The following is a 26,945-nucleotide window of genomic DNA, read 5'->3' on the forward strand; positions in this document are numbered from 1 at the left end:
CGGGATCAAGGCATGGGCCGCGATCCCGGCGCAGGCTGTCCCCGGATGGCCCCGTTGGACTGGAGGAACCCGATGGCATATGACTATACCCCCTTTCCCTATGTCGCCCCTGCCGGGCTGAGCGCCGCCGAACCGCGACACGCCGTTGCGATTGTCGGTGCCGGCCCAATCGGGCTGGCGATGGCCGTGGACCTGGCGCAACGCGGGGTCAAATCGGTGGTGCTGGATGACAACAACGTCGTGTCGATCGGCAGCCGGGCGATCTGCTGGTCAAAACGCACGCTGGAAATCTTCGACCGGTTGGGTATCGGCCAACGGATGCTCGGAAAAGGTGTCACCTGGAAAATCGGGCGGCAATTTCACGGCGACAAGGAGGTATACAGTTTCGACCTGCTGCCGGAAGACGGGCACAAATACCCCGCCTTCATCAATCTCCAGCAATATTACGTCGAAGAATACCTCGTCGACCGCGCCCGTGAATTCCCCGACCTGATCGACCTGCGGTTCAAGAACAAGGTCACGGATCATCAGGATCATGGCGATTTCGTCACCCTGCGCATCGAAACCCCTGATGGCGAATATCAGATCGACGCCGATTATCTCATCGCCTGCGACGGGGCTGGCTCGGCGACCCGGCAACGCATGGGCCTTGATTTCAGCGGCCAGACCTTCGAGGAACAGTTCCTGATCGCCGATATCGAGATGGAGCAAAGCCCCTTTGGCGACGAAGATGTGCCCGAACGCTGGTTCTGGTTCGACCCCACCTTCCATCCGGGCAAATCCGCGCTGCTGCACATGCAGCCCGACAATATCTATCGCATCGACCTGCAACTGGACGCGGATGCCGATGGCAAGGCCGAAGCCGCCGAGGACAAGGTCATTCCCCGCATCAGGGCAATCGTGGGGGACAAACCGTTCAAGCTCGACTGGGTCAGCGTGTACAAGTTCCGCTGCATCAAGCTTGACCAGATGGTCCATAATCGGGTGATCTTTGTCGGCGACAGCGCCCATGTGGTCAGCCCTTTTGGCGCACGTGGCGGCAATGGCGGCATTCAGGACGTGGATAACCTGGGCTGGAAACTGGCCGCCGTGCTGGCTGGCAATGCCCCCGCCGCGCTGATCAAGACCTATCATCAGGAACGCAGCCACGGGGCGGCGGAAAACATCAGGAACTCATCGCGCTCGACCAATTTCATGACGCCGAAAACTCCGATCGAAGCCTTGTTTCGCTCCCAGGCGCTGACGCTGGCACAGGATCAGCCCTTTGCCCAGAAACTGCTGAATTCGGGCCGCCTCTCGGTGCCCTGTTCGCTCGAGGGCATGGATCTGCAAACCCCCGGCACCGCCCAGGTCGCGCCGGGCCGGGCGATGCTCGATGCGCCATTGGCCAGCGACACCGGCACAAGCTGGCTGTTGAACGAGGTTCAGGGGCAGTTCACCCTCGTGGGTTTTGGCGACGTTGTTTTGCCCAACCTGCCCTCGGTGCGCAGGATCGGCATCAATCAACGCGCGGACTATCCGTGTTTTACCGCAACCAATGGCCACGCGATCCGCCGCTACGGGTCGGGCAAGGCCTATCTGTTCCGCCCGGACGGCCATGTATGCGCCGCCTTTGACACCCCGACCGAACAATCGGTCCTTGCCGCCCGCGCCCGGGCATTGGGCGCCGAACTCGAGGAGGACGAAGCATGAGCATCGCACCCGACAGGCTGAGCCCGGATCAGGACGATTTCTACAACACGCTCATTCACGCGCATGAGGGGCTGAGCCAGGAGCAGAGCCACGCGCTCAATGCGCGGCTGATCCTGCTCATGGCGAACCGGATCGGCGATCTGGCGGTCCTGAGCGATCTCATCCAGACCGCCAAGAGCTATCCCCATGACTGATGTTGTTCTTTACGACTACTGGCGGTCCTCGGCGAGCTACCGGGTCCGAATTGCCCTGAACCTTGCCGGAATCACGTTTGACGCGATCCCGGTGGACCTCGTGAAGGGCGAGCAACGCTCGGCGGAACATCTCGCGCGCAATCCGCAGGGCTTTGTGCCGGCGCTCGATATCGACGGGCTGCGGCTGACCCAATCCCTGGCGATCATCGAGTATCTCGACGAAACCCGCGGCCTGGGCCTGCTGCCCTCGGACGCGCCCCTGCGCGCCGGTGTTCGCGCCCTGTCTCATGCCATCGCCGTTGACATTCACCCGGTCTGCAACCTGTCCGTCGCGGCCCATGCGCGCGAGATTTCCGGGGACAAGGACGCCATGGCGCAATGGATGAAACGGTTCATCCGCCCCGGAATGCAGGCCTTTGAAACCTTGCTTGGCGGGTTTGCGCAATCGCCCTACTGCTGTGGTGAAACACCGGGTCTGGCCGATCTCTGCCTGATGCCGCAAGTCTATAACGCCCGCCGCTGGGGTATCGAAATCGACGACCTGGCACGCGTTTGCGCCGTCGAAGCGGCCTGTGCGGCACATCCCGCCTTTGCGGCGGCTCATCCCGACGCCTGCAAACCCGCCTGAGACGCACGATCGGCACAACGCGAAACAGGCCGCCCACACGGGGCGACCTGCCAGTAAGAAACAAAAGCGGCGCCGGGGCCTACTGGGCCATCCCGCTCAGCTGTTTCTCCAAGATCTCCTGGATTTGATCGACGGAAAAGCTCGCTGCTTTTTGCGAAGGCGGATACTCTTCGAAGGTCGAGAAGAACTTCGAAACCTCGACCTGCGCCGGCGTCAACATATAGGCGCGGTCAAGCAACCAGTCGTAATAGGTGTTTGACGTGCGATCTGCGCGTTCGTAGGGATCGGAACGCAAGTCGAAGATTTTTGGCACCCGCAACGGCGTGAACGGTTCGGCCCAGATGTTCAGCGTCCCCTTGGAGCGCTGTTCCTGGAACACCACTTTCCAGTTCTCGTACCGCAGCCCTACAATCGCCCCGTCATCGTTGAAGTAAAAGAACTCCCTGCGCGCGGTGTCGTCGGCTTCTCCGGTCAGGTAGGGCAGCTGGTTGTACCCATCCAGATGGACCTTGTAATCCTTGCCATCAACCGTGGTGCCGTCCAGCAGGCGATCCTTGATGTCGCTGTCGCCCGCCGCCGCCATCAGAGTCGGGAACCAGTCGAGCCCCGAGAACATGCCGTTCTTGACGGTCCCCGCCTCGAACTTGCCGGGCCAGCGGATCATCGCGGGCACGCGGAACGCACCTTCCCAGTTGGTGTTCTTTTCGCTGCGGAATGGCGTGGTGCCCGCGTCAGGCCACGAGTTCTGGTGCGGGCCGTTATCGGTCGAATACATCACGATGGTATTGTCGGCGATGCCCATTTCGTCCACCGCATCAAGGATCTGGCCGACGATCCCGTCATGCTCGATCATGCCATCGGCATATTCGGTCAATGCGGTCAGGCCGGGTTCGCTGCGGTTCTCGTCCTTGACATGGGTGCGAAAATGCATCCGCGTGGCATTCATCCAGACAAAGAACGGCTTGTCCTGTTCCACCTGCCGCTTCATGAAGTCGATGGCGGCGGCCGAAGTTTCCTCGTCCACGGTTTCCATGCGCTTCTTGGTCAGCGGGCCGGTATCTTCGATCGTGCCATCCGCCGACGACTTGATCACGCCGCGCGGCCCGAAATTCTTGCGGAATTCGGGATCCGTCGGATAGTTGAAATTCTCCGGCTCTTCCTCGGCATTCAGATGATAGAGGTTGCCAAAGAACTCGTCGAACCCATGCGCGGTTGGCAGGAATTCGTCCTTGTCGCCCAGGTGGTTCTTGCCGAACTGCCCGGTGGCATAGCCAAGATCGCGCAGCGCCGAGGCAAGGGTCACGTCATCATCGCGCAGGCCGACATCCGCGCCGGGCAGGCCCACCTTGGACAGGCCGGTGCGCAGCGTCGATTGGCCGGTGATAAAGGTCGACCGCCCCGCCGTACAGCTCTGCTCGGCGTAGTAATCGGTGAACATGATGCCTTCGTTGGCGATGCGGTCGATATTGGGGGTCTGATACCCCATCAACCCAAAGCTATAGGCGGAAATGTTGGTCTGCCCGATATCATCCCCCCAGATCACGAGGATGTTCGGCTTGTCCTCCTGCGCCCCGGCGGGCGCGGCAAGGGCGGCGGCACAGGCGAGCATTGCCGCGCGGCCCAATGGGCGGAACCAGCGCCCTGGATGTCTGGTTTCTGTCAACATTCGTCAAGTCTCCCCGTCGCATTTCTCTGGCGTGTCCCGGAGCCGTTATCGGCCCCTCGGTACGGGCATGACGAGCGCGCAGGATTGGCGATGCTGGCTGGCAGGGTTGACCCCTGCCGCTTGCACGGCAGGTATCCGGGCGGGCCCAATACAACCTGACGCAATTTCATCTCTCATCAAAACCCCCTTTCGTTGTGCACGGCTTTCCCGCTGCGCAATTGATCATTTGATCCAATTCTGGCAAAAAATTTTTATGACACCGGATCTTGAGACAGCCGAACGCCTGTTCCAAAGCCAGGGATGGCTGTCTGACTGCCCGCAGAACTTGCGCCGCCGGGTGCTGCTTTGTGGCCGCCCGCGCCGGTTCGGCGCGGGTGACACGCTCTATCGTCTTGGCGATCCCTCAGACGGCATTTATGGCATCATCCGGGGTCGGGTCACGGTGTCGATCCCCACCGACACCGGCAGCATCTATGATTGCTATGTGGGTCGCCCGGGGTTCTGGATCGGCGATCTGGCGCTGTTCTCGCGCGCCACGCGGCTGGTGTCGCTGAGCGCGGAAACCGATGTGACATGCTGGTTTCTGCCGCAGGCACGCCTGAATGAACTGATCCGCGCCGATCCGGAACTCATCAGCCTGTTCTATTCACTCACGCATCGGAACATGGCCATCACCATGCAGATCATGGCGATACTCGCGATCCCGGACAACGCCCGTCGACTCGCTGCATGGTTGTTGTTCTGCAATGACAACCTGTACCCGGCCGGGGGCTGGATCGAGGCGTCGCAAGAACAGATCGCCATGCAGAACGTGATGTCGCTGCCCACGGTGCGCCGGCTGTTGCGGCGTCTGGAACAGCGCGGGCTGATCGCGCAGGGATATGGCAAGGTGCGGGTGGCCGATCGCGACCAGCTCCTGGCATTCAGCCGGTCGTGAACCGCAATACGGGTTGATCCGCCCGTCCGGGCGACGGATAACAGGCGAGGCAGCGGGGCGGGATGGATCATGCGCAAGTCAATTTCACCGGTCCTGATTGCCCTGTCGCTCGCGCTTGCCCCCGATCTGGCCGGGGCGCAGCAATCCCCGGAACACCCTGCCTATATCGGCAGCGACACCTGTGCGGAGTGCCACGCGAACGAGGCCGCGGCCTGGCAGGGATCGCACCATCACCTGGCCTGGACCGCGCCGGATGGAGATCACGTTCTGGGTGCATTTGACGGCAGGACGGTTACCCTTGGCGGGCTGGAGGCCCGGTTCCTGAGCCTGCCATCCGGCCCCGCCATCGAGACCCCCGGCCCGGACGGGCGAAGGGCAACCTATCCGGTCACCGGGGTCGTCGGCATCGCGCCGCTGCAACAATACCTGCTGGAAACCGAACCCGGTCGCCAGCAATCCTTTGATCTCGCGTGGGATGTAGAGGGCGCGCGGTGGTATCACCTCTACCCCGATCAAGAATTGCATCCCGGTGACGGCCTGCATTGGACCGGGCCTTACAAGAACTGGAACGCACGATGTGCCGAATGTCACGCGACCGGGTTCGAAAAGAACCATGATTCCGCCACCCGGAGCTATGCCAGCACCCAGTCCGAGATCGGCGTTGGCTGCGAAGCCTGCCACGGGCCGGGTGCCGCCCATCGCGACTGGGCCCTGGCCAAGGGCACCTATGACCCTGCGCAATGGCCAACCCTGACCGACACCGGGTTGACCATGGATTTCAAGGCCGGGGCCGAGGCGCAGATCCAGCAATGCGCGGGCTGTCACTCCCGCCGCGAAGCCTTTGCACCGGGCAACCCGCTGCCCGGTACGCCCTATCACGATGCCTATCGCCTCTCGCCGCTCAGACCCGGACAATACCACCCGGATGGCCAGATCCTCGATGAGGTCTATGTCTATGGTTCCTTCCTGCAATCGCGCATGTATGCCAAGGGTGTCGCCTGTAGCGATTGTCACGATCCCCACACGGCGGGGCGGGTCGCCGAGGGCAACGCGGTCTGCACCCAGTGCCATTCTCCCGCCGGGAATGACCGGTTCCCGTCGCTGCGCCTGGCGCAATATGATGATCCGGAACACCATTTCCACGCCCCCGGCAGCGATGGCGCGCAATGCACAAGCTGCCACATGATCGAGCGGGTCTATATGGGCATCGATGGCCGGCGCGATCATTCCTTCCGGGTGCCGCGCCCCGATCTGGGCCCGCAAACCGGTGCGCCCGATGCCTGTACCGATTGCCACGCCGGGCAATCCGCCGCATGGGCCGCCGAGGCCATCGCGCAATGGTATCCCGACAGCTCCCGTCGCGGCCCGCATTTCTCGCAGGTCATCGCCCCGGCCCGCCGCAATCCGGCCGGCGAGGTCGACGGGCTGATCGGCATAGCCGAGCACGATGATTTGCCCGGAATCGTCCGCGCCAGCGCGCTGGAACTGCTGGCACAGGCGACAACTGCGCAGATCGCGGCCCGCATGGAACCGGCGCTCTCCGACCCCGACCCGCTGGTACGCGCCGCCGCGATACCGGTGCAGCGCGGCGCCCCGCAGACCGAGTTCCCGGGGCGGATTGTCGGGCTGCTGGGCGACCCGGTGAAATCCGTGCGCATCGCCGCCGCGAGAGAATTCCTTGGCCTGCGCATCGCGCGGATGCCGGATCGTTACGCCCGGGCGCTGAACGGCGCGATGACCGATTGGCAGCGCGCCCTGCATGCAAATGCCGATTTCCCTGAAACCCAGATGGTGCTGGCCGGGATCGGGCTGACCACGCGCAACATGCCCGCCGCGCTCGGGGCCTTTGGCGAGGCGGTCGAGATGGACCCGCAGCTGGTTCAGGCCTGGACCATGATGGTGCGCATCCACGCCGCCCTTGGCGACCGCAGGGCGGCGCTGGAGACCGTGAACCGGGCGATTGCCGCCAATCCCGACGATGTGTCGCTGGGGCTGATGCGCGCCGATCTTGAGGGGTGACGCCGGTGGTTCCCTGCCGCCGCGATCAGCGCAAGCCGTCCTCGCCCCGCACATCCCCGGCCGCCAGGCCGCCCATGCGGTGATGAATGCGCGGCCCCCGCGCCATGGCCAGCGCGAACAACAGCTCAGAGGCGCGCGGCCCGTCGGGCACGCCAACCTCCATACCGTCGAAATGGCTGCGCACATAGGCGGCGTTGATATGGCCCAGCGGGATATCGATCCGGGTGCCGACCCCGCCGATCTTCATCGACGACGGCACGATGGCCCTGGCCGCGCCCAACCGCTCGCGCATCGCATAGCCGCCGGGCACATGCCACAGCGCCGTATGCTCAAGCTCGCCCGCTTCGCCCGCCAGCGCCGCCTTGCCATAGCCGTCGATCCCCCCGGCCCCGCCCATCGCCTCGATCAGCCGGTCGGTCATCTGCAGGCCCAGCGGTTTCAGGTCGTCCATCGCGGGTTGCAGGTCGGCGGCATATTCCCCGGCAAACGGGTTGCGCACCAGCGCGATGATGGCCGCGCGCCGCCGTGGCAGCGTGGGCGCAGGCCCGCCATCATGGTGAATATCCTCGACAAAAAGCATCGTCTTGCGCAGGGCAAAATCAGGCATGAACTCCATCCCGTTCCGGTTGTGAAAGATATTTGGTCGCGCCCAGCAGCCGCTCATACGGCCCCAGTTGCAGATAGGCGGCGATGATCTGCCGCCGCGCCAGGCAATCTGAGGCAAACCGCCCCCCGGCGCTCAGTGCGCGTTGCATTTCCTCAGAGGACAGCCCGCCCACATCCACGGTGACCCGCCGCGCGCCCAGATCGCTGTCAGGCGCAATGTCGCAAGCCCGTGCGCGCCGGATAGCGGGATGGCCCGGCAGGTCGACGGCATTGGCGATCAGGGTCGCCGCCACGTCCGCCTGCACCGCCGTCTCGGCCAACACGGTCACGCTGTCCGCGATGCCAAGCGAGTGGCTGCGCCCGCGCCAGCCCGACGTGGCGACCCCGCGAACCGGGCTGTCAGAGGTCAGCGTCAGGCGTGGGGCGGATGCGGTGGCGATGACCGAGGTCAGGCATTCTCCCGGCGCGAGGTAGACGGCGACATCGCCGCCATTGTTCACATAGGCCCGGCGCAACGGACCGCCGGCACAAAGCGCGCCCAGCATGTCATCCGCCACGGCACCGGCCACGGCGGCCATAGGGGTCACGAACCCGGGCAGATGCACCGACACCGCATCCTGCATGGCCCGCGCAATGCGCCCCTGCGCCACATCCGTTCCGCCTGCGGGGCGACGCAGGATACCAAGTTCCGAAGCCAGCTCGGTCAGAACAGTGTCAAACCGTCTTGCCGCGCGACGCAACGCCACTTTGCGTCCCGGCCCCACGGCATCGACGATCAGGTCGATGGGGCCATGGTGGAAATGCCACCGCCGCCCATCCGGCAGGACCGATATCTGCGGTGCCTGCATGTCAGCGCCGGTTCCGTGCCACGGCCCGCATATCTGCCCCGTATTCGCCGCCATGTTCCAGAATGTCATCCACCGCGCGAACCGCCGCGTCATGCCCGCCCAACGCGCGATACGCGTCCCGGCTCAGGGTGAATTCCAGCGGCGCGACGATGGCCGGTGTCGGCACATGGCCAAAGGCGTCATCGGGCATCTGTGTCACATCCGCCATCAGGGTAATCCCGCCCCCCGGCCAGACATAGGCCGGTGCCCCGCCAACCGTCACCCGCGTCGCCAACGCCTGAACCGAGCGGGTGAGCTGCACGGGGTTTCTCGTGACTCCCGAGCGCAACGACCCCCCGGCCCCGCCCATGAACAGCACCGTGCACAAGGCCGGCTCACAATTCTCGGCTATGAGATCGACCGAAGGTTTCAGCCTGTCCGGCAAGTCGGCGGCCCGCGGCACCAGCGCGTCATCCAGAACGTAGTACCCCCATTGCTCGCCCGTGGTGGACACCATCAACAACGTCAGACCGGGCCGCGCGCCCTTGCCGGGGTTCCAGTCTCCAAGAATGGTCAGCGGGTCGGTGATATCCGTTCCGCCCCAGCCCCGCCCCGGTTCGGCCACCTGGAAATACCGCCCCGGCGTCGACCGCCGCCCCTTGATGCGGATGCCGGTATCCGGCCAGCCCAGGACCTTGCCCGCCTGATGTTCGCTGACCACGCCGGTGATGTGATCGTCGACCACGACAACGTCGTCCACCAGCCCCTGCCACTGTACCGCGAACATGCCGATGGTGGCGGAACCGCATCCGACCCGCATGCGCTCTTCGCGATGACCGTCGACAACCGGGGCCTGCCCGGCCTGTACGATGACCGTCGCGCCGCCATCCACCGCCAGCTCCACCGGTTCGCGATTGCACAGGCGCATCAATGTATCACAGGTCACGCGGCCTTCGGGTTTGCCGCCCCCGGTCAGGTGATCGACCCCGCCCAGGCTCATCATCTGGCTGCCATATTCGCTGGTGATCATCAGGCCCACCGCTTGGCCCTGCGCCCGGACCACCGCGCCCTCGCGGCCGATATGCCGGTCGGTGTCGATCTTTACCTTGACCCCGCAATAGGAAAAGATCGCCTCGGTCACCACGGTGACAAAATCCACGCCGTCGATCTCGCGGCTGACGATAAACGGCGCGGGCTTGTAGTCGGGATAGGTGGTGCCCGCGCCCACCGCCGTCACAAACAGGTCATCCCCGGCAACCAGCCCGCCATCCCAGTCGGATTTCAGGAAGGGCCGCACTTCGCCCCCCTGCTCGATGCGCCGGTCCAGCACGGTCAGCGGGTCACAGCGGATGATCCGCCCATCCCGGTTGGCATAGCGGTCACAGGCCCCGATCCTGCCCTCGGCGATATAGCACATGACCGGGCAGGCATCGCAGCGTATCTTGTCGGCGGGCGTCGTTCGCTTGTCATCCATCCGCCCGCCCCCCTTGCGCCGCCCGTATTGCGGCCAGAACCCGGTGGGGCAGCGCCGGCAACCGGGTGATCCGCGCCCCGCTGGCATCCCGGATCGCGTTCAGGATCGCCGGAGCCGTGGGGATCAGCACATGCTCGCCCAACCCCTTGGCGCCCATCGGCCCCTCGGGGTCGGGTTTTTCGATCAGGATCGAGCGGATTTCCGGCATGTCCCCGGCGGTCGGGATCAGGTAATCATGCAGGTTCTCGGTGCGTCCTGGAACATACTCCTCCATTAGCGCCATGCCGAGCCCCTGCGCAATGCCGCCCTCGATCTGCCCTTCGGCCAACAACGGGTTGATGACCCTGCCAAGATCATGGGCGGCGGTGATCCGCAGCACCCGCACAATGCCCAGCCTCATGTCGACCTCCAGCTCGGCCAGTTGCGCGCCATAGCCATAGACCGCATAGGGGCTGCCTTGGCCGTTGGCGTCCAGCGGCACGGTGGGCGGGTCATGGCTCTGTTCGCTCATCATCACATAACCATGGGCATTCACCGCAAGCGCCGACAGGTCGATACTGCGCCGTCCCTCGCCATCCGACAGCAGCAGCATGGGGCCGTCCAGCGCGATCCGCGCGTCATCCCCCATGTTGCCGCGCGCCAGGATATCCGCCCGCAGCGCCGCCCCGGCCAGCATCGCCGCCTTGCCCGTGATCACCGTCTGGCGCGAGGCCGAGGTCTTGCCGCAATCGGGGGTCAGGGCGGTATCCGGACCAATCAGGTCAACCTGCGCCACCGGCAGGCCAATGGCATCCGCGCAGATCTGGGCGATCACCGTATTCGCCCCCTGTCCGATATCGGCCGCCCCCTGGTGCAGCACCAGCCTCCCGTCCGGCGTGAGGCCGACACGGATGGTCGAGGGGTTGGGCAGCGCGGTATTGCCGCAACCATACCAGCAGGCCGCCATCCCGACACCGCGCCGCAGATGCCCCCCGCGCGCGTTCCACCCGGCGGCGACGCGGGTCGCCTCGGCCCAGGGGGCGCGCAGGGCGTCCAGGCAATCGACGATCCCCACCCCCTGCATTTTCTGCCCACAGACAGACCGATCGCCATCGCGCAGCGCGTTCAGCCGCCGGAACGCAAGACGGTCCATCTCCAGACCGCGCGCCAGATCGTCAAACAGCGTTTCCTGTACGATCGCGGCCTGCGGCACGCCAAAGCCGCGAAACGCTCCAGCGACGGGGCCATTGGTATGCACCGCGCGGGCTTCGCAGTGATATTGCGGGACACGGTAGGGGCCAGAGGCATGAACCGGCACCCGCACCGCCACGGTCGGCCCCCAGCTGGCATAGGCCCCGGTGTCGAAGTCACCGTCAAACTGCATGCCGGTCACGCGCCCGTCCCGGTCCGCCGCGATCCGCGCGGTCATCCGCGCCGGGTGACGCTTGGTGGTTGCCTGCATGCTTTCGCCGCGCGAATACACCATGCGCGCAGCGCGCCCGGTCCTGAGCGCCACCAGCCCGATCAGCGGTTGCACTGACAGGTCGAGCTTGGAGCCGAACCCGCCACCGGTCCCCGACGGGATGATCCGCACCTGGTCCGGCGGCAGCCCGAGCACGCGGGCAGTGTCGTCCCGGTCCAGGACCGGGGCCTGGGTACAGGCCCGGATGACCAGCGTCCCGCCATCCATCCAGGCGACACCGGCCTCGGGTTCGATATAGGCATGTTCCACATGGGTCATGTGAAACTCGGTCGTCGCGACATGCGCGGATCGGGCAATCGCGGTTTCCGGATCGCCGCGACACACCTTGCCGGTGATCAGGATATTGCCTTCGCGGTCCGGGTGAACCAGCGCCGCGCCCGGCTGACGTGAACGCTCGGGTGTGGCGAGCGCCGGTTGTTCCTGCCAGGTCACCGGAAACCCGCCGAGGTCGAGCGTTTCCATCACCTCGGGCGCCCCCGCAACGATGGCCACGGCCTCGCCCCGCATCCGCACATGGCCCTGCGCCAGCGCCGGCTGGTCGGCGAAACGCGGGATCACCCCGAACCGGTTTTCGCCGGGAATGTCGGCGGCGGTAAAGACATGCAGGTCGGCGGTTTGTCTGGCAACCCATTGCGCAATGTCCCCGAAATGGAAGCGCGCGGCGGCATGTGGCGACCGGACCGCCCGCACCAGCAACGCATCCGCCGGGCCGAAATCGGCCCCGAACATCTCGGCCCCGGCCACCTTGGCGGCCCCGTCCAACCGGCACAGGCGGGCACCGACCGCGATACCGGCGGGCGGCATCTCGGGCAGCGCGCGCGGGTGCGAATCCATCACGGCGGCGATGATCTTGGCATAGCCGGTACAGCGGCACAGCACCCCACCAAGCGCCGCTTCGGCTTCGGCCCGGGTTGGTTCGGGCGTCTCGCGCAACAGCGCCGTGGCGGCCATCAACATGCCGGGCGTGCAGATACCGCATTGTGCCGCCCCGTGCCGCTGAAAGGCCTGTTGCAGGGCAAACAGGGTCCCATCGCGCGACAGACCCTCGACGGTTTCCACCTGGCTGCCTTGCGCCTGTGCCACCGGCATCAGGCAGGCGCAGACCGGAGCCCCGTCCACCAGCACGGTGCAGGCCCCGCAATCCCCGGCGTCACAGCCAACCTTGGTCCCGGTCAGCCCCAGATCATGGCGCAGCACCTCGGACAGCCGCCGCCCCGGCGTCTGGCCGAGCGCGACCGGCGTGCCATTCACCGTCATCTGCGGGGCCGCATGGTCCTTCATGACGCCCCCGCCAGGTCCGCCAGCACGCGGTTGACAAGTTCGGTGGCGGCCTCGATCCGATAGGGCGCATCGGCCCGGATGTCGGAGATCGGCGACAGGCACACGGCCATCCGCGCCCTGTTCACCGCATCGTCCAGGGCCGCAACCGGTGCCCCGATCAAGCCCTGCTCGACACCGGACAGGCGATGCGCCACCGTGCTGCACGCGCCCACCGCAATTGCCAGATCGCTGATGAGGCCATTTGTGACTTCGAGCCTGACCGCGACCATGGCGATCGAAATGACAAGGTATTTTCGCGCCCCCAGCTTGAGAAACCGGCTCTGGCCACTGCCCGCACGCGCGGGAACATGCACCGCTGTCAGCAGCTCATCCGGACGCCTCTGTGTCTGTCGTGCGTCGACGAGAAACTCGGCAAGCGGCAAGCGCCGCATCCCCGCGCGCCCGATCAGCTCGACCTCGGCATCCAGCGCCAGCAACGGCGGCACCCCATCGGCGGCGGGCGAGGCATTGCAGAGATTTCCCGCCACCGTGCCGGCATTCTGGATCTGGCGCGCTCCAACCTCGGCGGCGGCCTGTTTCAGCATGTCAAAGGCCGCCGGCAATCTGGCGATCCGCAAGTCGGCCCAGGTCGTCGTCGCGCCGATGCGCCAGCCATCGGCGGTGCGGGCGATGCCGCGCAGTTCGCCAATCGCGGTGATGTCAAGGATCGGCCCCCGCAGTTCCGGCCCCCCGGTCGCCGGGAACAGATCGGTGCAGCCGGCCGCAACCACCGCGCCCGTCCCGGCCAGCACGCCGAGCGCCTCGGTCAGTGTGTCGGGCCGGTAATAGCTGGACACGAGAAATCCTTGGTGGTTGGGACCGCATTCTTGTTAGTGTACCAACAGATTTTGCGGAACCATCCGCGACCTGTCAATAAAAACCCCAGGGATGCCATGAGGGAGACCGCAGGGATGGGCGAACAAGGCGGCGATGACGCGGAATACTTGCTCGACCGGCAGGTCGGTTTCATCATGCGCCAGGCCAACCAGCGGCATCTGGCGATCTTTGCCCGCCACATCCCCGATCTGACCCCGATGCAGTTTGCGGCGCTCGCGCAACTATGTGCATTGGGTCCGGTCTCGCAAAACGCGCTCGGGCGGGCGACGGCGATGGATGCGGCGACGATCAAGGGCGTGATCGACCGTCTTCGCCGCAAGGGGTATGTCGCCTCGGCCCCCGACCCGGATGACCAGCGGCGGGTGTTGCTGACGGCCACCGCGGATGGCCGGTCGGCATTTGACACGCTGGCGCCACTTGCCCATGGCATAACCGCCGAAACCCTGGCCCCGCTGACCCCGGCGGAACGGGCCGATTTCCTGCGCCTGCTGGCCCGGCTGCGCTAGCCCTCAGACCCCGAGATGCCGTTCCAATATGCTGTGGTCCGCGCGCAGGGTCGCGGCATCCAGCGTTTCAAGGTTCTGGCCGTTCTCGATGAAACACACCCGGTCGGCCACCGACAGAACCGCATCGACCCGCTGCTCGACCAGCAGGATCGCAACCCCGCGATCGCGCATCACGGTGATGACTTCGCGGATCGCCTCGATCATCGACGGCTGCAACCCTTCGGTGGGTTCATCCAGCAAGAGCACCTTGGGCCGCAGGCACAGGGCGCGGGCGGTGGCAAGCATCTGTTGCTCTCCGCCCGACAGGGTTTCGGCCCGTTGGCCCAGCCGTTCGCGCAGGCGGGGAAACAGCGTCAGCACGTCTTCGAGCACCTCGGGTCCGGAGCCGCGCGCCAGCAGGCCAATCTCGAGATTCTGCGCCACGCTGAGTTCGGTAAACAGCCGCCGGCCCTGCGGGATATACCCGATCCCAGCCTTGGGGACCCGGTGCGCCGGCAACGCGCTGATGGGCGCGCCTTCAAGCAGGATGTTGCCCGACAGCAAAGGCAACAGGCCCATGATGGCCTTCATCGTCGTGGTCTTGCCCGCACCATTGCGCCCCAGCAGGCACAGGATCTCGCCCGCCCTTACCGAAAAGCTCAGGTCGCGCAGGATCTGGGCCGCGCCATAGGCCACGTTGATGCCGGACAGTTCGAGCATCAGCCGGTCCCCAGATAGGCGGCCTGTACCGACCGGTCGGCGCGGATTTCCCCGGGCGTGCCCTCGGCAAGCACCTGGCCGGAATTCAACACCGTGATCCGGTCGGCGGTCTCCATCACCACGGCCATGTTGTGTTCGATCAACAGGATCGTCGAAGTAGCAGACAGGTCACGAACCAGCGTCTTGAATGCCTCGATCTCGCTGTCTGCCAGGCCCTGGGTCGGCTCGTCAAGGATCAGCAGCCGGGGCCGTTGCACGATCCCCATGGCGATTTCCAGCAACCTTTGATGCCCATAGGACAGCGCGCTGGCGTTTTGGTCGGGGGGTTCGTGCAAGCCGACACGGTCGAGCGCCTCGGCCACCGCGCCCGCCACCTCTGCACCGCGCAGCCGTTTGCGCGCGGCCAGCGCGACATTCTCGGAAATCGTGAGATTGGCAAAGACCGAGGTGATCTGAAACGTATAGGCCATGCCCAGGTTGATACGCTTGTGCGCGGGCAGGTCCGAAATGTCGTGATCGTCAAACCGCACTGTCCCTGCGGTTGGCTCGACCCGGCCACAAAGCATGCCGACAAAAGTCGTCTTGCCCGCGCCGTTGGGTCCGATCAGCGCCCGAACCTCTCCTTTTGGCAGGTCGAAATCCACGTTCTCGACCGCGTGCAGGCCGGCAAACTGCTTGGACAGGCCACGGGTCGTCAGCAGGGTCATGGCAGCCCCCGCCACAACCGTTTGCGTATTTCGCCCGCCAGCCCCTGCGGCGCGAACAATGTCAGTGCCACCAGCACCACGCCGGCAATCAGCATATAGGCGGTGGTGATACCGCTTGAGAGATCGATCAGGTAGAACATGAACAACGTGCCGATGAACGGCCCCAGAACGGTGCCCGCTCCGCCCAGAAGCACCCAGAGCAGGGGAAAGATCGAATATTGCACCGAGGCAAAGCTGGCCCCGACATAACCGAACAACAGGCCATAGACCGCCCCCGCCGCCGCCGAGAACGTGCCCGAGAGCACCACCGCGCCGAGCTTGTGCGCGAACACGTCATAGCCCAGCATGCGCGCCCGTTCTTCGTTTTCACGGATCGCCACCAGCACCCTGCCAAACGGCGCCCGCACCAGCCAGAGCGTCAGCAACAGGCACAGCGCAAAGAGCGTGAACGCCGCGAAATAGCGGTTGGTGGGGTCCGAGAGGTCCAGCCCCCACAGGATGCGCTCGGCCCGTTGGATCACGAACCCCTCGTCGCCGCGCGTGTATTCTCCGAAATAGAGCAGGGTCAGGTACCCCGCCTGCGCGAACATCAGGGTGACGATCATGAACCCGACCCCGACGGTGCGCAGCGCCAGAAGCCCCGCGATGACGGATATCGCCCCCCCCGCCGCCAGACCGGCCACCAGCGCCGGCGCCGGGGACAGGCCAAGGTGGCGGATCGCAAGCCCCATGCCATACATGCCAGCGGCGAAGAACAGGGCGTGGCCCAGGCTGAGCAGCCCGGTATAGCCAAAGAGGATATTGAACCCGATCGCATAGCTGGCCAGCACCATGACCCGCGCGAGATTGCCGTGGTGATAGGCCGGGAGCACGAATTGCAGCGCAAACAGCAGCACCAGCACCCCGACATGCAGGAGCAGCGTCTTGGCCGCGTCGCTCATGCCCGGCGCACCCCGAACAGCCCTTGCGGGCGAAAGACGAGGACCAGCGCCACCAGCAACGTCGCGAGGATTTTCGCGAGCGTGGGCGAGAAGAACACCGAGATGATGCCATCGGACAGGCCGATCAGGATGGCGGCAAGCACCGTGCCCGGCAGGCTACCCAACCCGCCGATGATGACCACGATGAACGACAGCAACAGCGGATCGCCCCCCATCAGGTAATGCGCCTGCTGGATCGGCACGATCAGCACCGCCGCCAGCGCCGCCAGCGCCGCGCCAAGGCCAAAGACCAGCGCATAGACCCGCTCGACCGGGATGCCAAAAGCCAGCGCCATGTCCCGGTCAAGCTGGGTCGCACGCATGATCAGGCCGATCTTGCTGCGCGCCATGAGCGCCCAGACCCCGATCAGGACCAGCGCGGCGGCGGCGATCACCCCGAGCTTGTAGGTGGTCGTCGACAGGCCCCAGGGCCAGTAAAGCGCGGGCCGGCCTTCCACGAATTCGATCCACGGGATCGCCAGCCGCGTGTTGAAGGGCGGTTCCACCGGGCGGGCGTCCGGGCCATAGGTCATCAGCGTAACCTGCTGGATAATATACAGAATACCGATGGTTGCAACAATCGTGCGCTCGGGATCATAGGAAATCCGCTTGAGGATCGTCATGTCCGCCAACGCCGCCAAGCCCCCCACCAGCAAGGGCACCACCACCAGCGCCACGGCAAAGCCCAGCGCGGCGTGGCCGGCGATCTGGCTGCTCATCCACCAGGCCAGGACCGCGCCCAGCATGAAGAATTCGCCATGCGCCACGTTGACCACGCGCATGACGCCGAACACCAGCGACAAGCCCACCGCCGTCAGGGCAAGCACCGCCGCCGTCACCGCGCCTTCCAGCGAGGCAAGCAAGAGATAGGGACCGATATCCATTGCCGCGCACGATTGCCCAGGAACGCCGATTGGGCAAGGGCAAGCGGCGATCGGAGGTTGGAAAAGCCCGCGGCCTGTTGTGTAGTGGTCGCTGTCCGGGCACCGGAACGGTTCCGATCATCATGCCAAGGGGGATGCACATGACAAGGATTTCGGGTTGGATTGCGGCCATGGTGCTTGTCGGGGCGGTCCCCGCCGCGGCGCAGTCACCGGAAGAGATCGTGCGCTGGATCTATACCTCGCTGGCCGCACCCGCCGACGGTACGGCCCGAGGGCTCGCCTATCTGACGGCCCCCGAACGGCGGCGCGATTACCTTTCGCGCGACCTTGTGGCGCTCTATGACCGCAACGATGAGAACAGCGACCACGGCAACAGCCTCGCGACCGCGTGTTTCGAGCAGGGTTTCGAAATCCCCGGCAATGACTATGACGCGACCGAAATCATGCAGAGCCTGACCGTGTCGGCACAAGGCGACACCGCCCGCCAGCGGATCACGGCGCAGTTCACAAGCTTTGGTGAAGCCGCCCGGATCCATTTCGATTTCATCGTCCAGGACGGGTTCTGGCGGATCGAAAACATCGGCTATCCCGGCTGGGACCTGTCGGATGTCGACTGCGCCCCCCGCTCGGCAGCGGCAGGCGGCAGCGCCCCGGCCACGGGCGGTGCCAGCTATTGTTATCGCGCGGATGCCGATGATTTTCGCGTTTATGTCAACGCGGGCGGCGTTGCGGATTTTCGCCTCGAAAGCTGGCAAGGCAACGGCCATAGCTGTTTCATTCAGGGCAAGGCCCAGCCGCATGCCAACGGCTGGACCTATCAGGATCAGGCCTGCCGCCTTGAGCTTGGCATCACCCCCGAAGGCGGATTTCGCCTGTCGGACGCCAGCCATGCCTGCAAGATGGCCAGCTGCGGTCAGCGCGCGGTGCTCGACGGTTTGACCTATGGCCGGGCCGAGCAGGTCGATTGCGCCACCCTGCCCCCGCCGACGCAATATTGAGCGCGTTCAGAAACTCTGCTGCGTGTAGTCCACCTCGTCGGGATACAGCGTATCCTCGATCGACGTGGTGTGTTGCAGCACCATTTTGCCGTCGACGACCTTGCTGATATATTGGTGGCCAAACACCTGGTGGGTTTTGCCGTTGAACAGCTTGGCCCCCTGCGGATGTTCGTTTGAGGCCGGGATGTCGGTCATCGCCTCGATCGCCTCGATCAGCTTGGCGCGATCCGCCGGCCCGGCATACCCCGCGGCCTCCATCCCCGCCTTGACGGTATAGAGCGTTTCCCAGCAGCCGAACATGTGGGCATAGGTCGAAACATCCTTGGGGTCGCTGACCGATGCGCCATTGGCATCGACCCCCACGGCGGCGCGGTAATGCTTGTCGAACGCGGTCTGTTCTGCCTGCGCATAACGGGGCATACCTTCCCAGAAATAGGTGCCTTCGAGGAATTCAAGACCGGGGCTCGACAGGTCAACCGCCTCGAGCGAGTCGATAAAGCCGAACATCTCGGGACGGCTGGGGCCGAAAAACTCGCCCATTTCCTTGACAAAGGTCAGAACCGCGGGTCCGACCATCACGTGATAGATCACCTCGGTCTCGCGCGGGATTTTCGGGAAATACTTGGTAAAGCTGGTTTCGGTCGGCGGGATCGCGATCTGCGCCACCACCTCGCCCCCCTGCGCCGCCATTGCCTCGGTAAAGTAATCGCGGTGATCGTGACCAAAGGCAAAATCCGGGTAGATCATGGTGACCTTTTTGCCAAGATTGGACGACACAAAGGGTGCCATGGCCTGGACCTGGCTTTTGACATCGGTGATACCGGGCTGAAGCGTGTAGCGGTTAAGCATTCCGCTGGCCACGTGATGGCCCTCGGACACCACGAAATATGGCAGCTTGAGCTCGCCCGCGCGCGGGGCCGAGCCGATCACAACATGGGAAAACAGCGTCCCGAAACCGATGTCGCACTTATGCTGGGTCGCGAATTTCTCGACCACTTCCGCGCCGCGCTTGGGATCGGTCCCGTCATCTTCGGCGACGATCTCGACCATGCGGCCATTGATGCCGCCCGACCCGTTGATCAGCTTGACCGCGGCGGCGGTGGTGCGGTCATACCAGCGCCCATAGGCGGCACCGATACCGGTGCGGTGTACCTGGAACCCGATGCGGATCGGTTCCGATGTCTGCGCCTGCGCATAGCGCGCCCAGAGCGGCAGGCTGCCCGCAGCGGCCCCGGCGGCCAGCGTTTTCAGCGCGCCGCGACGTGTCGTGCCGGTCGAATTGATGTCATTGGTCATGGCAAATGTCCCCTGTGAAACGGTTTTGGCCTATTCCCGTGCCTGCATTGTTCAATGTTTTCAGGGCGGCGGCAATGGTTATAGTCCGCGCGGCGCCGCCAAAAGCCAGAGACCGAACAGGGTATAGAGCACCATGAACCCGGCCAGCGGCAATTGGCTCAGCACTGCCTGGCGCGGGGTTTCGAACCATCGCAATGCAACCAGATGCGCCATCAGGATGGCCAGAATGTGCCCGATCACCACCGCACCCGCCTGGCACAGCCAGATCAGTCGCACGCTGTCACGGGTATTGAAGAAACCCGTCGTCACATAAAAGGTGTCCATGCCCAGCAGGCTGTCGCCCCGCGCCAGCGGGTCGTTCAGCGCCGCAAGCGCGTATTGGCCATTGACCAGCATGCTCGTCAAGTAATGCCCCAGGTGATAGCCAAGCGCGATCGGCAGGATGGAGGGCGCAAAGATGCAAAAGGCACTCCGCCAGCCCATATCGACCCCGGCAAGCGCCAGACCCAGCCGAACAGCCAGCCCATAGGCCGCGATCAGCGCAAGGTTGGCCCCGATCAGCCCGACGGTGTTCTGCGTCACCACGGCGGTGCGCCCGGGAAACTCCAGCGGGTTGATGCCCAGCAGGTCAAGCCACCAGAAAGTTTCGTTCAGCCCGTCAAAGCTGCCGCAGCCGAGGATCACCAGCATGAACACCGCGGCACCACCCCGCGGCGCGCGCCGCGCCATCGCCTGCCAGCCAAGCAACCCGACGGCAAACCGGCCCCCATGGCGACCGAACAGGCCCACCGCCGCATACCAACGCATCAGCATCGCGATCCCCTCGCCGCGCAACCGCCAGCGCGGGCCAAAAACAAGCAGCGTCACATAGGTAAAGAGCCAGTAGCCCCCGACATATCGCGCCAGCCGCGCCGGATCGGACGGGGCGGGATCGGCCAGCAGGACGATCACGAATGCCAGATAGGTCACGACCGCGCAGCACTGTCCAAGCCGCGCTGGCAGGTGCAAGATTGGCCCGCGCGAAAACGCCCATCGGCTCAGCGTGACCGGCCCGTGCCACGGGTCGATCCAGCGCCAGAGATCACCGAACAGCCCCTGAATGCTGACCAGCCCGATCCACCACAGCGTCCAGATCGCCAGCGGCAGCGGATTGGTCAGGGGATCACGCGGCCCGTCGAACCCCAGCCAGACCAGAGCACAGAGCAGCAGGAAGGCGGCACAGCTGGTCAGCACCCGAGCGCGCGCGGCCCCGTGCCAGCGCCACAGTGCCACCGGCCGGAACAACCCGCGCAGCCATCCGGCGGGCAGCACGGCCAGCAGCAACACCGTCAGCGCAACACTGGCCACCCCCGCCGTGATATAGATGTCAGTGGGCAACAGCAGCACGAACCCCTGTTCAGAGGCATGTGCATCCGCCCGCGAGGCGCAGCACGGCAGCCACAGGATGGCATTTGCCAGTCCGTGGAATCGACGTCTATATTGCACCATGCTCATATGCTGAGATGATACCCGGAGGAGGTCCGGATGAAAGCTGCAAAACCCCTCGTGGCGATTGCCATCCTGATCGCCATTGCCGGCGCGGCCTACGTGCTGAGCGCTCGGGCGGTGCGCACCGAATTGCTGCTGACCGATGTTGTTGCCGCCCCGATCGAAGGCGCCGGCGGCAGCGTCGGCGTGTTCATGACCATCCACAATTCCGGCGGCCCCGACCGGCTGGTCTCGGCGCGCTCGATCGTGGCCCAGCGGGCGCGGCTGGATCATGCGGTGGCGGATGCCGGGTTGCCGATCCCGGCGGGCAGCACCCCGTCACTGGCCCCGGATGGCGCGTTCATCCTGATGGACGGCATGGGGGGCGACCTGCTGGAAGGGCGCATGATCCCGCTGACCCTGCGATTTGAAACCGCCGGGGAATTCCGCACACAGGCCCGGCTGGCCCCGCCGCAAAGCCGGGGAAATGTCGGCGATTTCGGATTGTTCGGACTTGGCGACATCTGCCGCGTCGAAGAGGGTGAACCGGCCCCGCGTGTCGCGATCGAGGTTACGCCCGATGGCGATGGGTGGCGGCTGCGCGTGCTGGCCGAGGATTTCACCTTTGCCCCGGACCAGCTGGACGGGCCGCATGTGCCGGGCACCGGTCACGGCCATCTTTACGTCGGCGGGCTAAAGCTCATGCGGCTATATGAGTCCGAAGCACGGATCGGGGCGCTGCCGCCGGGCAAGCACCAGGTCCGCGTGACACTGAACACCAACGATCACCGCGCCTATGTTGTGAACGACCTGCCGGTATCCGCCGCCGCCGAGATCATCGTGCGTTGACAACACGCCCCGCTTGCGGACACCATTTGCACACAAACAGTTTCGGGGGCCAAAACACCTGATGGCGGGCAAATCTTCGGGCGCGGTTGTGGGGGTGGATGTCGGCGGCACCTTCACCGATCTTGTTGAGCTGGACCAGTCCAGCGGTCGCGTGCGGCTCGCCAAGGTTCCGAGCACGCTCGACAACCAGGCCTTTGGGGTTCTCGCGGCGCTGGATGCCTCCGGGTGCGAACTCGCGGCGCTTGACCTGATCGTGCATGGCACCACGACAACCACCAACGCGGTTTTGGAACGCAAGCTGGCGCGGACCGGGCTGATCACCACGCGCGGGTTTCGCGACGTGCTGGAACTGGGCCGCCGCACCCGTCCCCATGCCTATGGCATGACCGGCACCTTCACCCCGCTGATCCCGCGCAACCTGCGGCTCGAAGTGCCCGAACGCATGGACGCGGGCGGCCAGGTCGTGACGCCACTTGATCAGGACGCGGTGCGCCAAGCGGCCAGGGCGTTGCTGGAAATGGGCTGCGAATCCTTGGTGATTCACTTCCTGCACGCCTATGCCAACCCGGCGCATGAACGCCGCGCCGCCGAGATCGTCGCCGACCTCTGGCCCAACGATCACATCACCATGGGTCACGCGCTGTTGTCGGAAAGCCGCGAGTTCGAACGTGGTGTCACCGCCGCCGCCAATGCCGCCGTTCAGCCCCTGCTCGACCGCTATATCCGCCGGTTGATGCAGGAATTGCAGCGCGGCGGCTATGCCGGCGATGTGCTGGTGATGAACGGCAATGGCGGCATGGTCAGCTCCGCACAGGTCGCGAAAGAGGCCGCCAAGACCGTGATGTCCGGCCCCGCATCCGGCGTGATGGCCGCCGCCTATACCGGACGCAAGGCGGGGATCGGCAACCTGATCACCTATGACATGGGGGGCACCTCGACCGATGTGGCCCTGATCCGCGATGCCGAACCGTCGGTCAGCAACGAGATCGAGATCGAATACGCCATGCCGATCCATGTCCCGATGGTCGATGTGCGCACCGTGGGTGCCGGTGGCGGGTCGATCGCGCGGGTCAATTCTGCCGGGCTGCTCGAAGTTGGCCCCGACAGCGCCGGGGCCGATCCCGGGCCGATCTGTTATGGGCGCGGCGGGACCGAGCCCACGATTTCCGATGCCAACCTGCTCCTGGGCCGGCTGGACCCCGCCGGGTTGAACGCGGTCAAGGGCGGCGTGTCGCTGGATCACGTGCGCCAGGTCTTTGCCGACCGGCTGGGTGCTCCGCTGGGGCTGGCCCCCGAAGAGGCGGCAGCGGCGGTGATCGAGATCGCCAACATGAAAATGGCGGGGGCGATGCGGATGGTGTCAATCTCGCTGGGGGCCGATCCGCGCGATTACGCGCTGTTTGCCTTTGGCGGAGCCGGCCCCCTGCACGCCGCCGCCCTGGCGCGCGAATTGCATATCCCGAGGGTTCTGGTGCCCAGCCGCCCGGGAATCACCAATGCCATCGGCTGTGTCGTCGCCGATTTGCGGCATGATTTCGTCAACACGCTCAACACGCCTCTTGACGCGCTTGAGCCGGGGCAACTGGCCCGGGTGTTTGCCGCCCAGGCCGCGCAGGGAGAGGCGCTGATCGCACGCGAGGCCATCGAGATCCGTGGCCTGCGTCACCTTTACAGTGTCGACATGCAATTCGTCGGCCAGACCCACCTGCTGCGCGTGCCGCTGGACCGTCCGGACGTCACCGCCGGGGATTTGCAGGCGCTGTTTGATGCCGCCTATTTTCGCCGGTTCCGGGTTGCGCTGGACGACATCCGCGCGACCCTGGTCAATGCCAACTGCTCGGTCATCGGCAAACGCGCCGAACTGGATCTCGCGGCGCTGATCGACCCGGCGGGGCGCAAGGCAACGCTGCAAGAGGCGCGGACCGGGCAACGCCCCGTGCATGTCAAGGGGGCCTGGCATGACACACCGATCTACTGGCGCGATCACCTGCCGCTGGCGTTTACCCTGCCCGGCCCGGCCATCGTACAGCAAATGGACACCACCCTGCTGATCGAGCCCGGCGACACTGCCAGTGGTGACGCCGACGGCAATATCCTCGTCGAGATCGGAGCCCGCCCATGAGAATCGATCCAATCACCCTGTCGGTCATTCAGGCGGGCCTGCAACAGGTCTGTGACGAGATGGACCTGAGCTTTTCCCGCGCCGCGTTTTCCCCGGTGATTGCCGAGGCCAATGACCGCAGCGACGGGATCTATGCCGCCGATGACGGCGCGCTGATCGCGCAGGGGGCCGGTGGCCTGCCGGTTTTTGTCGGCACCATGCAGGAAAGCACCCGCATCCTGATCGAGATGATCCGCGACGGGCGCGCCGCATCGCCGCAACCCGATGACATCTATATCGTCAACGACCCCTATCTGGGCGGCACCCACCTGATGGATGTGCGTTTTGCCCGGCCCTTTTACCGCAAGGGCGCGATTTTCTGCTGGCTGTCCAATACCGGGCACTGGCCCGACACCGGCGGCGCGGTGCCCGGCGGGTTTTCCGCCAGCGCCACGGCGGTCGAGCAGGAGGGGTTGCGGCTGCCGCCGGTGCGGCTCTTCAAACAGGGGGCGCTCGATCCCGAGATCATGGCCATCATCTCGTCGAATATCCGCGTGGCCGACCAGAGGATCGGCGATGTCAAGGCGCAGGCTGCGGCGTTGCTGGTGGGCGAAGAGCGGCTGAACGCGCTGCTGGACCGATATGGCGATGATACGGTAGCCGGGGCCATCCGCGAACTGCGCCAGCGGACGGCGACCCAGATGCGCGCCTGTGTCGAGCGAATCCCCGAAGGCCGGTACAGCTCGACCGCCTGGATCGACAGCGATGGCGTGGTCGATGAACCGCTGGCAATCCGGCTGAGCGTCACCCGCGATGACAGCGGGCTGACCTTTGACTTTGGCGACAGCAGCCCGCCCTGCGCCGGGCCGATGAACTCGGTGCGCGCCACCACGCTCAGCGCGGTGTATCTCGCCATGCGCCACATTTTCCCCGAAGTCCCGATGAGCGCGGGCGCGTTTGAACCGCTGCATGTGAGCGGTATCGAGGGCACGTTTCTGGATGCGCGATATCCGCGCCCGGTCTCGGGCTGCGCCGCCGAGGTCAGCCAGCGCATCGCCGAGGCAGTGTTTGCCGCGCTGGTCGATCCCCTGCCCGACCGGGTCACCGCCGCCCCCGCCGGCACCAGCGGCAATTTCGCCCTTGGCGGTCAGGATCCGGACAAGGGGCGCGGCTTTGTCATGTACCAGATTTCCGGCGGCGGCTATGGCGGCAATGCCGATCACGACGGGCTGAGCAACGGCTGTTCGACCATCGGCATTTCCAAGGCCCCGCCGATCGAGATCATGGAACAGGCCTTTCCGGTGCTCTATCACCACTATGCCCTGCACGAGGGCTCCGGTGGGGCCGGGCTGCATCGCGGCGGGTTCGGGCTGGATTACATGGTGGAACTGCGGCGCGGCACCGCCACCGCCAGCTTTGTCATGGATCACGGGCGGTTTGGCCCGCAAGGCGCGCGCGGTGGCGGCGATGGCGGGGTGAACCGGGTGACGGTCTGGCAATCGGGGCACCCCTATTCGCCCGCGCACCTGTCCAAGGAACAGGACATCCCCATGTCCCCCGGCGACCGGGTGCATGTGCGCACCCCCGGGGGCGGCGGCTATGGCGACCCGTTCGCCCGCCCACCCGAAGCCGTGCGCCTGGACGTGGAACTTGGCCGCTATACGCCGGATCAGGCGCGTGATCTGTTCGGGGTCGTGCTGCACGGCTCCCCCCCGGAAATCGACCGGGACGCCACCGCAAACCGCCGCGCCAGCCGGTGACGAAACCACCGGCGATTGGCCGCAAATCCAGAGGCAATGGCGCGCAGGATTCGGCAACCGCGCCGGTCGGGGTCGGGGCGTCGGCTATAGCAACCGCGCGACCTCGTCCCATTGCGGCATCGAGTCGGCCGCGCCGGGACGTGTGACCGACAGGCCGGCGGTGGCGCACCCGATCCGTACCGCCTGCAACGGGGTTTCCCCGCGCGAGAGGGCCGCCGCAAAGCCGCCGTTGAACGCGTCTCCTGCCCCGGTGGTTTCCACCACCTTGCCGGCGCGCACCGCCGGCACCATGCCATAGCCGTGCAGATAGGCCCCCTGTTCGCCCATGGTGATGATCGGGGTGCCAACGCCCAGTTCGCACAGCCGCATTGCCGCGCGCGCGGCCGCTTCGGGGGTGGAAACGGCGATGCCGGTCAGCGCCTCGGTCTCGGTCTCGTTCGGCGTCACGTAGTCGCAAAGTGCCAGCATCCCGTCAGGCAACGGTGCCGCGGGGGCCGGGTTGAGGATCGTTGTCACCCCGGCCCCGCGCGCGATCTGCAAACCCCGCACCGCCGCATCCATCGGTTGCTCAAGCTGGGTGACAAAGACGCCGGCGTCCCGGATCAGCGCGGCGCGTGCCTCCATGTCCGCCGGGGTGATCTGCGCCCCGGCCCCCGGCGCAACGATGATCGCGTTATCACCGGTGTCTTGCTGTACGAAGATGAACGCGGCGCCGGTATAGCTGTCGGCGGACCGCTCGGCATGGGCAATCACCCCCGCGTCATCCCACAGCGCCTGCGCCATGGCGGCAAAATCATCCTGCCCCAGCCGGGTGATGAAATGCGTCTCGCCGCCGGCACGGGCGCAGGCCACCGCCTGGTTCGATCCCTTGCCGCCGGGACCGAGCGAAAAGGCATTGCCCAGCAGCGTCTCGCCCATGCGTGGCATCCGGTCGGCCCGGAACCCGGCATCCGCCACGAAAACCCCCAGAATGACAACCTTGCCCATGTCCTGCCCCTCTTGTATCCGTGCTGTGCAGTTGGTCGGCCCGCCCCGG

General features: G+C 65.5%; 23 protein-coding genes. 10 read left to right on the forward strand and 13 right to left on the reverse strand.

The features are described 5' to 3' along the window. Positions 1-72 precede the first annotated feature (72 nt). The 3 genes from ACP15R_RS02635 to maiA are packed head-to-tail and all read left to right on the forward strand — an operon-like array spanning position 73 to position 2,514. Positions 73-1,692, forward strand: a complete 1,620-nt coding sequence (locus tag ACP15R_RS02635) for an FAD-dependent oxidoreductase (RefSeq protein WP_424984816.1) — start codon at positions 73-75, stop codon at positions 1,690-1,692. Beyond that, positions 1,689-1,886 carry a DUF2783 domain-containing protein gene (locus ACP15R_RS02640; RefSeq protein WP_424984817.1) on the forward strand — a complete coding sequence of 66 codons (198 nt, stop codon included), beginning with the start codon at positions 1,689-1,691 and terminating at the stop codon, positions 1,884-1,886. The genes ACP15R_RS02635 and ACP15R_RS02640 overlap by 4 nt, the downstream gene beginning before the upstream one ends. Beyond that, positions 1,879-2,514 carry a maleylacetoacetate isomerase gene (gene maiA, locus ACP15R_RS02645; RefSeq protein ID WP_424984818.1) on the forward strand — a complete coding sequence of 212 codons (636 nt, stop codon included), beginning with the start codon at positions 1,879-1,881 and terminating at the stop codon, positions 2,512-2,514. Before ACP15R_RS02640 ends, maiA begins: the two co-directional genes overlap by 8 nt. A 79-nt stretch (positions 2,515-2,593) precedes the next feature. On the opposite strand, the gene ACP15R_RS02650 is transcribed toward maiA, so the two are convergent. Beyond that, positions 2,594-4,180 (reverse strand): arylsulfatase, encoded by a 1,587-nt coding sequence (locus tag ACP15R_RS02650; RefSeq protein ID WP_424984819.1) that lies wholly within the window; start codon positions 4,178-4,180, stop codon positions 2,594-2,596. A gap of 253 nt (positions 4,181-4,433) precedes the next feature. Here ACP15R_RS02650 and ACP15R_RS02655 point away from each other — a divergent pair, with 253 nt between their 5' ends. Both ACP15R_RS02655 and ACP15R_RS02660 read left to right on the forward strand, forming a co-directional pair. Beyond that, positions 4,434-5,117 (forward strand): Crp/Fnr family transcriptional regulator, encoded by a 684-nt coding sequence (locus tag ACP15R_RS02655; RefSeq protein ID WP_424984820.1) that lies wholly within the window; start codon positions 4,434-4,436, stop codon positions 5,115-5,117. A 69-nt stretch (positions 5,118-5,186) separates the two neighbouring features. Beyond that, positions 5,187-7,136 carry a multiheme c-type cytochrome gene (locus tag ACP15R_RS02660; RefSeq protein ID WP_424984821.1) on the forward strand — a complete coding sequence of 650 codons (1,950 nt, stop codon included), beginning with the start codon at positions 5,187-5,189 and terminating at the stop codon, positions 7,134-7,136. Between the two features lie 25 nt (positions 7,137-7,161). Here ACP15R_RS02660 and ACP15R_RS02665 read toward each other — a convergent pair whose 3' ends face one another. Genes ACP15R_RS02665 through ACP15R_RS02685 form a run of 5 tightly spaced genes read right to left on the reverse strand, consistent with a single transcriptional unit; the run spans position 7,162 to position 13,622 of the window. Then, positions 7,162-7,743, reverse strand: coding sequence for an amino acid synthesis family protein (locus ACP15R_RS02665; RefSeq protein WP_424984822.1), 582 nt, complete (start codon positions 7,741-7,743; stop codon positions 7,162-7,164). Next, positions 7,736-8,590, reverse strand: coding sequence for a UPF0280 family protein (locus ACP15R_RS02670; RefSeq protein ID WP_424984823.1), 855 nt, complete (start codon positions 8,588-8,590; stop codon positions 7,736-7,738). The genes ACP15R_RS02665 and ACP15R_RS02670 overlap by 8 nt, the downstream gene beginning before the upstream one ends. Position 8,591: 1 nt before the next feature. Next, complete coding sequence (locus ACP15R_RS02675; protein ID WP_424984824.1) at positions 8,592-10,043, reverse strand: hypothetical protein; 1,452 nt, start codon at positions 10,041-10,043, stop codon at positions 8,592-8,594. Further along, complete coding sequence (locus tag ACP15R_RS02680) at positions 10,036-12,786, reverse strand: molybdopterin-dependent oxidoreductase (RefSeq protein ID WP_424984825.1); 2,751 nt, start codon at positions 12,784-12,786, stop codon at positions 10,036-10,038. The genes ACP15R_RS02675 and ACP15R_RS02680 overlap by 8 nt, the downstream gene beginning before the upstream one ends. Further along, positions 12,783-13,622 (reverse strand): FAD binding domain-containing protein, encoded by an 840-nt coding sequence (locus tag ACP15R_RS02685; protein WP_424984826.1) that lies wholly within the window; start codon positions 13,620-13,622, stop codon positions 12,783-12,785. The genes ACP15R_RS02680 and ACP15R_RS02685 overlap by 4 nt, the downstream gene beginning before the upstream one ends. 114 nt (positions 13,623-13,736) lie before the next feature. Between ACP15R_RS02685 and ACP15R_RS02690 the strand changes: the two genes are divergently transcribed. Next, complete coding sequence (locus ACP15R_RS02690; protein WP_424984827.1) at positions 13,737-14,168, forward strand: MarR family winged helix-turn-helix transcriptional regulator; 432 nt, start codon at positions 13,737-13,739, stop codon at positions 14,166-14,168. Between the two features lie 3 nt (positions 14,169-14,171). Here ACP15R_RS02690 and ACP15R_RS02695 read toward each other — a convergent pair whose 3' ends face one another. The 4 genes from ACP15R_RS02695 to ACP15R_RS02710 are packed head-to-tail and all read right to left on the reverse strand — an operon-like array spanning position 14,172 to position 17,438. Further along, the gene (locus ACP15R_RS02695) at positions 14,172-14,867 is read right to left on the reverse strand and encodes an ABC transporter ATP-binding protein (protein WP_424984828.1); all 696 of its coding nucleotides are present in this window, start codon (positions 14,865-14,867) and stop codon (positions 14,172-14,174) included. Then, on the reverse strand, positions 14,867-15,574 hold the full coding sequence (locus ACP15R_RS02700) for an ABC transporter ATP-binding protein (protein WP_424984830.1): 708 nt from the start codon (positions 15,572-15,574) through the stop codon (positions 14,867-14,869). The genes ACP15R_RS02695 and ACP15R_RS02700 overlap by 1 nt, the downstream gene beginning before the upstream one ends. Next, the gene (locus ACP15R_RS02705; protein WP_424984831.1) at positions 15,571-16,515 is read right to left on the reverse strand and encodes a branched-chain amino acid ABC transporter permease; all 945 of its coding nucleotides are present in this window, start codon (positions 16,513-16,515) and stop codon (positions 15,571-15,573) included. Before ACP15R_RS02705 ends, ACP15R_RS02700 begins: the two co-directional genes overlap by 4 nt. After that, positions 16,512-17,438: a branched-chain amino acid ABC transporter permease gene (locus tag ACP15R_RS02710; protein WP_424984832.1), complete on the reverse strand. Its 927-nt coding sequence runs from the start codon at positions 17,436-17,438 to the stop codon at positions 16,512-16,514. The genes ACP15R_RS02705 and ACP15R_RS02710 overlap by 4 nt, the downstream gene beginning before the upstream one ends. A 140-nt stretch (positions 17,439-17,578) precedes the next feature. Here ACP15R_RS02710 and ACP15R_RS02715 point away from each other — a divergent pair, with 140 nt between their 5' ends. Next, positions 17,579-18,436: a hypothetical protein gene (locus ACP15R_RS02715; protein WP_424984833.1), complete on the forward strand. Its 858-nt coding sequence runs from the start codon at positions 17,579-17,581 to the stop codon at positions 18,434-18,436. Between the two features lie 6 nt (positions 18,437-18,442). On the opposite strand, the gene ACP15R_RS02720 is transcribed toward ACP15R_RS02715, so the two are convergent. Both ACP15R_RS02720 and ACP15R_RS02725 read right to left on the reverse strand, forming a co-directional pair. Next, positions 18,443-19,732 (reverse strand): ABC transporter substrate-binding protein, encoded by a 1,290-nt coding sequence (locus ACP15R_RS02720; RefSeq protein ID WP_424984834.1) that lies wholly within the window; start codon positions 19,730-19,732, stop codon positions 18,443-18,445. Positions 19,733-19,810: 78 nt separating this feature from the next. After that, entirely contained in the window at positions 19,811-21,220 is a 1,410-nt protein-coding gene (locus tag ACP15R_RS02725) for a hypothetical protein (RefSeq protein ID WP_424984835.1), read from the reverse strand. 36 nt (positions 21,221-21,256) lie between these two features. Between ACP15R_RS02725 and ACP15R_RS02730 the strand changes: the two genes are divergently transcribed. The 3 genes from ACP15R_RS02730 (at position 21,257) to ACP15R_RS02740 (ending at position 25,909) form a co-directional block, all read left to right on the forward strand. Then, the gene (locus ACP15R_RS02730; protein WP_424984836.1) at positions 21,257-22,048 is read left to right on the forward strand and encodes a copper chaperone PCu(A)C; all 792 of its coding nucleotides are present in this window, start codon (positions 21,257-21,259) and stop codon (positions 22,046-22,048) included. A gap of 61 nt (positions 22,049-22,109) precedes the next feature. Then, a complete protein-coding gene (locus tag ACP15R_RS02735) occupies positions 22,110-24,170 on the forward strand; it encodes a hydantoinase/oxoprolinase family protein (RefSeq protein WP_424984837.1) in 2,061 nt (686 codons plus the stop codon). Beyond that, positions 24,167-25,909 carry a hydantoinase B/oxoprolinase family protein gene (locus ACP15R_RS02740; RefSeq protein WP_424984838.1) on the forward strand — a complete coding sequence of 581 codons (1,743 nt, stop codon included), beginning with the start codon at positions 24,167-24,169 and terminating at the stop codon, positions 25,907-25,909. The genes ACP15R_RS02735 and ACP15R_RS02740 overlap by 4 nt, the downstream gene beginning before the upstream one ends. A gap of 84 nt (positions 25,910-25,993) precedes the next feature. On the opposite strand, the gene ACP15R_RS02745 is transcribed toward ACP15R_RS02740, so the two are convergent. Beyond that, entirely contained in the window at positions 25,994-26,896 is a 903-nt protein-coding gene (locus tag ACP15R_RS02745; RefSeq protein ID WP_424984839.1) for a ribokinase, read from the reverse strand. Positions 26,897-26,945 lie beyond the last annotated feature (49 nt).

The sequence above is a fragment of the Microbulbifer sp. S227A genome, assembly GCF_049800935.1.